Here is a 2,295-nt window from a genome sequence, read left to right as displayed (position 1 = left end):
GGGGTAAGGAGGTTGTATGGCCCAATGCTCGCATTCCCCACTGTGCTGTAGGATAATCTTAATTTTCCGAAGCTCATGACATCAGAAAGTTCTTTCGAAAAGAAATTGGAAAAGATAAAACTCGTAGCAGCAGAGCCATAAGGATAAAAACTGTTGTTTTTGGACAGTACCGAAGTTCCGTCGTATCTTCCTGTAAGAGAGAGGATTAAAAACTTTTTATAATCTATATTAGACTGTAAATAGAATCCTATTTTTCTGGAGAGATAACTTGTTTCTGTAAATTGCACGGTTGATGTAGATCCGATGTTACCAAATCCCGGAACAGTTATGCCTAGTCCGTTGGCATTGCCAATTTCACTATAGGTTGATAATATGTTGTTACCCAATAGTGCATCGATGGTAAAATCGCCAAAACTTTTGTTGGCACCGATGATCAGGTCATTATTATATTGCCTGAAATTGCTATTTCTGTTTACAATCCGGCCATTAGGGTTCGAAACCGAGAGTAACGATTCATGATATTTGCCCTGTTCAACATAAACATCGGCACCAAAACGCTCAGTAATGGTTAACCAGTTTAAGGGTTTATAATCGGCTGTAAATGTCGGTAGAAAACGGTTCACAACTGATGTATTACTGATATTATCTAATACCCAGTAAGGATTATTACGCGAGAAACGGTATAAACGCTGACTTCCATCAGGGTTTACCGAAGGCTGCAGGTTGTAAGAAACTGGGGCAGAAAAAATGGTCCACACTGGACTTTCCAAGGCATAACCTTCAGGTAACCGACGGTTTTTGGTATTGGCGTAATTTAAAGAGAACGTAACATTCAGATCTTTAATAATTTGCGTGGTGAATTTCCCAAAAACAGTATTTCGGTCGAAAGAAGTGGTAGGTACCGTTCCATCCTGAGCAAAATTGGTATACGATATAAAATAAGAGTTGTAAGCCCCACCTCCGTTTACGGCTACCGTGTTGGTATATGTTTTTCCGGTTTTAAAGAATAAATCAGACTGATCATATACCTGTGCAGGCTGGCCGTTAATTTTTAAGGTATCCATTCTTGCTCCCCACGATGTACTCGTTTTTTGGTTCACACCATCAAAATATACGCCATTTGAGCCAAGTGAATATTTATTCTGAATTTCTGGCAACAGTGGTTTCTCCATTGAAAAAGAAGAAGAAAAACTAATACCAGGCTTTTTATTCAGGCTGCCTGCTTTTGTAGTGATAATAATTACTCCTTTTGCACCATCAGATCCATATAGCGCTGTTGCTGCACCACCTTTTAACACATTAATGCTTTCAATAATATTAGGATCAAGATCGGCAATTCGGTTGGTACCGGGACCCGAGTTGAGGTTACCGGTTTCATCATTGTTAACCGGAATACCATCGATTACCATCAAAGCTTCATTGTTGCCATAAAGAGAATTAGCACCCCTAATTACAATACGCGATGAACTCCCTGGAGTGCCCGACGAACTTGTAATTTGCACACCAGAAACTTTACCTGCCAATGCATTTACCAGGTTAGGCTCTTTTGTCTGGGTCAATTGCTCGCCTTTTACCTCTTGAGAACTATAGGTGAGGTTACGTTTTTCCCGCTTTACACCTAATGCAGTTACTACAATCTCATTCAGGCTTTGCTGGTCTTCACTTAATGTTATGGTTATGTTGCTTTGCCCGCTATAAGCAAATTCTTTGGTTGTATAACCAATTCCACTAAAAACCAGTGTAGCTGGATTTGCACTTTTAATTGAAAAAACCCCTTTCGCATCGGAAGAGGTGCCAATAGCGGTTCCTTTAACTTTTACCGATATGCCTGGGATTGGCAGCCCCGACGCATCTGTAATCTTGCCACCAATCAGCGACGTTTGACCATAAATCTGTATGCAACAGAGCATGGTCAAAATGAACAAAGTAATCTTTAATCTGGTCATTGTATTCAGTTTAGTTAGTAATATGACCAAAATTAGGTTTATAAGAAGCCAGATAGAACGATGATTTTAACACGTATTGCCCAAAAATTAACGCAAATGTTACAATCGTTGTAAATACGTTAATAAACTGTGATTTGTTTAACCGATCAAACAAAATTTTGAACCGCGGAGCAGATATTGAAGTAATTTGTTGGATGTTTAGGCTTTCCGCCCGCCAACTGATTGTTTGTCCGCACTAATCAGATTTTCAGCACCGGTTTGGGTTGGTTAAACTAAGCGATTGCAGGTACAAGTAGCACCCATAAAAAAGTAATTAGCCCAGAAGTTGAAAGCATGGCCTATGTATGCT

1 protein-coding gene is annotated in these 2,295 nt (G+C 39.7%); it reads right to left on the bottom strand.

Annotated elements, in window-relative coordinates; all coding sequences use genetic code 11:
- On the bottom strand, nt 1-1,946 hold a 1,946-nt coding region (locus AC1DPQ_RS25315), incomplete at its 3' end, for a SusC/RagA family TonB-linked outer membrane protein (RefSeq protein ID WP_477611255.1).
- Nucleotides 1,947-2,295 lie beyond the last annotated feature (349 nt).

This window comes from Pedobacter sp. 01T416_2 (assembly GCF_056398925.1).
The sequence above is the reverse complement of the archived record's forward strand: the minus strand, read 5'-3'. Positions and strand labels throughout refer to the sequence as shown.